Here is a 3,929-nt window from a genome sequence, read left to right on the forward strand (position 1 = left end):
CGACGGCGACCGACGCTCGCTCGTGGGCCTGTGGGGACTGATCTCCGAGCGCTACTACGACTACTCCGACGGGGGCGGACTCGAATCCGCCCCCGCCTCACGTCCCGCACCGGACCGGTTGGGCGAGTCCGCGGGCGCGCTCCGCCAGACCCTCATCGAGGAGGTCATCACCGAGAGCGAGGACGAGGCGCTCATGGAACGCTACATGGAGGGAGGAACCCTCGACCCGGACCTGCTCATCGCGGATCTGAAGCAGGCGGTGGCGGCGGGCGGGTTCCACCCGGTGCTGGCGCTCGGTCTCACCCATGGCGTGGGGGTGCGAGAGCTGCTGCGCGAACTCCCGTTGTCCTGTCCCGATCCGACCCGGCGCCCGTTCCCGACGGTGGTCCGGCCGGACGGGCGTTCCGCGGAGGGGTTGTCCTGCGATCCGGACGGCCCCTTGGTGGCGGAGGTCCTGAGCACCACCGGCGACCCCTACGTGGGTCGGATGAGCCTGGTTCGGGTGTTCTCCGGCACCCTGACCCCGGACTCCACCGTGCACCTGCACGGCCACGGGATGGGCTCCGGGCCGGGCCGCTCCGACGAACTCGACCGCACCGGAGACGAGGTGCGGATCGGCGCGTTGTCGGTTCCGTTGGGCCGTGACGCCCGTCCCGCCGGCGAGGTGATCGCCGGTGATCTGGGCACGGTCGCCAAACTGATGGCCGCGCGCACCGGCGACACCCTCTCCTCACCGGAGCGTCCGCTGCGGGTGTCCCCGTGGGCGTTCCCGGATCCGATGATGCCGGTGGCGCTCACCGCCGCCTCGGCTTCGGACGAGGACAAGCTCTCCCAGGCGGTGTCGCGTCTGGTGGCCGAGGACCCGTCGCTGCGGGTGGAGGTCGACTCCGAGACCCACCAGATGGTCCTGTGGAGCCTGGGCGAGGCGCACCTCGACGCGGCCCTGGATCGGTTGGAACACCGCTACGGGGTGCGGGTCCGCACCGACGACATCCGCATCCCGCTCCGGGAGACGTTCTCCGCGCCCGCCCAGGGCACCGGCCGCAACGTGAAGCAGAGCGGTGGCCACGGCGAGTTCGGGGTCTGCCGGATCCGGGTGGAGCCGTTGGAGTCCGGAGCGGGGTTGGAGTTCGTCGACCGGATCGTGGGCGGTGTGGTGCCGCGGCAGTTCATTCCGTCCGTGGAGAAGGGCGTACGCGCCCAGATGGCCGAGGGGGTGGACGACGGCCACCCGTTGGTGGACCTGCGGGTCACGTTGTACGACGGAAAGGCGCACTCGGTGGACTCCTCCGACATGGCCTTCCAGAAGGCGGGACGCCTGGCCCTTCGCGACGCCGCCTCGACCTGTGACCGCACGGTGCTGGAACCGGTGGACAGCGTGACCGTGGAGGTGGACGAGGCACACCTGGGAGCGGTGCTCGGCGATCTGTCGGCCCGGCGTGGCCGGGTGGTGGGCACCGAGGCGGCCGACGGTGGCCGGGTGATCGTCAGGGCGGAGGTCCCCGAGCTGGAGATCGTGCGCTACGCGGTGGAGCTGCGGTCGGTCTCGCACGGCACCGGCGAGTTCACCCGCGACTACCTGCGCCACGAACGCCTGCCCGAGCACGTACGTCGTCGCTAGAGCCTCAGAGGACGCGACCGGGTCGGTCGCGGTCGGCCAGGGCTGCGAAGCGGAACGTGTTGACCGGGTGGCTGGAGAGCAGGTTGACCAGCATGACGAAGAACCCGGTGTCGGTGTGCGCGCGTGCGGAGATGTCGTCGAAGTCCACGTCCCGGTAGAGGTACTTGCCCGCGGCCAGGATCCGCAGCCCCTGGACCCCCTCGGGACAGTACTCGTAGGCGTGGTTGTCGGCGGTGTACTCCTGCGCGCGCCCCAGGGTGCTGCCCACCCCGGGGATCACGTTGGCGACCGACACCGCGAACTGTCGCCAGAACGACGTGTGCCCGGCGGCGATGTGGCCGACCTCGTGACCGATCACGAACCGCAGCGCGTCCGGGTCGCGGGCGCCCACCTCGAACAGGTCGCTGTTGACGGCGACGTAGCGACGGAACCCGTGCCCGGACGCGAACGCGTTGATGACACCGTTGCCGAGCACCACGTAGGCGTCGGGCACCTGACGCATACCGAAGCGTTCGGCGGCCTCGGCCACCATCCGGTACGCCTCGGGGAACTGTTCCTCGGTGATGCGCACCCCGTTGACCCGCTGGCGGGCGTAGAGCTGGCCCCGCACGAAGTACACCAGCGCGGGGATGCTCAGCAGTAGCAACGGCTCGTTGGGGTCACCTGACAGGGCACGGCTGACCGCTCCCGCGACGGTGAACAGCGTGACCAGGACACATCCCACCAGAATGGGCGTTTCCCGGTGATGTCGCAGGGACCGGCGCACACGGGGGTCACCCCATCGCCACGGGATGGCCCCCACGCGCGGTCAGTACCGGTACTGGGAGTCGGGCCGATCGTCGTCGATTCCCGGGGGCGGGGGCGCGTCGTGCGCTCCGCCCACCGGCGGCGGACCGCCGTAGGCCGGGCCGGCCGGAGGGCCCGAGGGCGGCGGAGGCGCGGTCTCCTCGTCCATGAGGGCGGCCATGTCCGCGGACAGGGTCGACTCCTCTCCCCTGCCGCTACGCCACTCGGCGCGCAGCTCCCGATCCTGTTCGCCCATGACCGCGCCCATGTCGGCGTCGGCGGTGGACTCCACGGCGGGCTCGTCGGGCGCCGGCCAGGACGAGGCGAGGAACGCGCTGTCGTAGGCGTCGTTGCTCTCACCGAAGGGCGACCCCGTGGGGGGCGGCCCGGCGAGAGGGTCCGACTCGTTCTCGGAGGGCGGCGGGAAACCCGAGTAGGCGTCCTGCGGCCCCGAGGGCACACCCATGTATCCGTCCGCCACCGGCTCCGGAGCGGCGTAGCCCCCGGAGGGGGCCATGCTCTCGCCGCCGCCGGTGGTGGCGCGCGGGTCCGCCGCTTCGGTGGGAGCGGGTCCGGCGAAGGCCGGGCCGGCCGGGACCTCGGTCGGCGGCAGGCTCGGTGTCGACGGGTTCTTGTTGTCGCTGCCCAGGTAGGCCAGGGTGGCCACGGTCAGCGCGGCCAGTCCGGCCCGGAGCGTGGGTTCGCGGGCGGGCGAGAAGAACGGCGAGTGGTTGCTCGGGACGTTGCCCATCTTCTCGTAGGGCGTGTCACCGGGGGCCGCCTCCCACACGTCGTGCGGGGTGGCGCCCACGAACCAGAACACGTACGGGATGGGCTGCGGGTCCTCGGGCAGACCGAAGCGGCAGAAGTCCTCGGTGGACGGGGAGGGGTCGGGCAGGTGGATGACGTACTCCTCGCCGAAGTAGGCGAGGTGCGCGGAGGCGACGTCGGAGGTGCTCACGGGGTCGTTGTGGGTGACCCCACTGCCCTGGAAGCGCTCGACCCGGGGTTCGCGGCCGGCACCGGAGGCCGCGGCCTCGGCCCGCACGATCCGCTCGATCGCCTGTTCAAGCTGCTCGATGACGTTCTCGTTCAGCGCCCGGGTGCTGATCTCCAGGTACGCCTCGTCGGGGATGATGTTGGCCTTGGTGCCGGCCTGGATCCTGCCGACGGTGAGGACCGCCATCTCGCTGGGGCTGATCTCGCGGGAGACCACACCCTGGAGGCGACTGACGATGTTGGCCGCGATGAGCACCGGGTCGACGGTGGTGTGCGGTTGGGAGGCGTGGCCGCCCTCCCCGAAGACGCGCACCCGGTAGGCGTTGGCGGCGCCGAGGATGATGCCGGCGCGGTGGGAGATGAGTCCGGCGGGCTGCGGGCCGAGGTGCTGGCCGAGGATGATGTCGGGCCGTCCGAACCGGTCGAACAGGCCGTCGTCGATCATGCCCTGGGCACCGTCGAGGGTCTCCTCGCCCGGCTGGGCCACGATCATGACGGTGCCGGCCCACTCCTGACGGGTCTC

General features: G+C 71.5%; 3 protein-coding genes. 1 reads left to right on the forward strand and 2 read right to left on the reverse strand.

Going from position 1 to position 3,929, the window contains the following annotated elements:
• Positions 1 to 1,621 (forward strand): elongation factor G (locus tag K8V84_RS13230; RefSeq protein WP_304074568.1); only part of this gene is annotated, 1,621 nt, incomplete at its 5' end.
• 4 nt (positions 1,622 to 1,625) lie between these two features.
• On the opposite strand, the gene K8V84_RS13235 is transcribed toward K8V84_RS13230, so the two are convergent.
• Positions 1,626 to 2,387 carry a M48 family metallopeptidase gene (locus K8V84_RS13235; RefSeq protein WP_304074570.1) on the reverse strand — a complete coding sequence of 254 codons (762 nt, stop codon included), beginning with the start codon at positions 2,385 to 2,387 and terminating at the stop codon, positions 1,626 to 1,628.
• A 42-nt stretch (positions 2,388 to 2,429) separates the two neighbouring features.
• Positions 2,430 to 3,929, reverse strand: a 1,500-nt coding sequence (locus K8V84_RS13240; RefSeq protein ID WP_304074571.1) for a M20/M25/M40 family metallo-hydrolase, incomplete at its 5' end; no start/stop codon positions are given.

It is taken from the genome of Nocardiopsis listeri, from assembly GCF_020741345.1.
GTDB classification, from domain to species: Bacteria; Actinomycetota; Actinomycetes; order Streptosporangiales; family Streptosporangiaceae; genus Nocardiopsis; species Nocardiopsis listeri_A.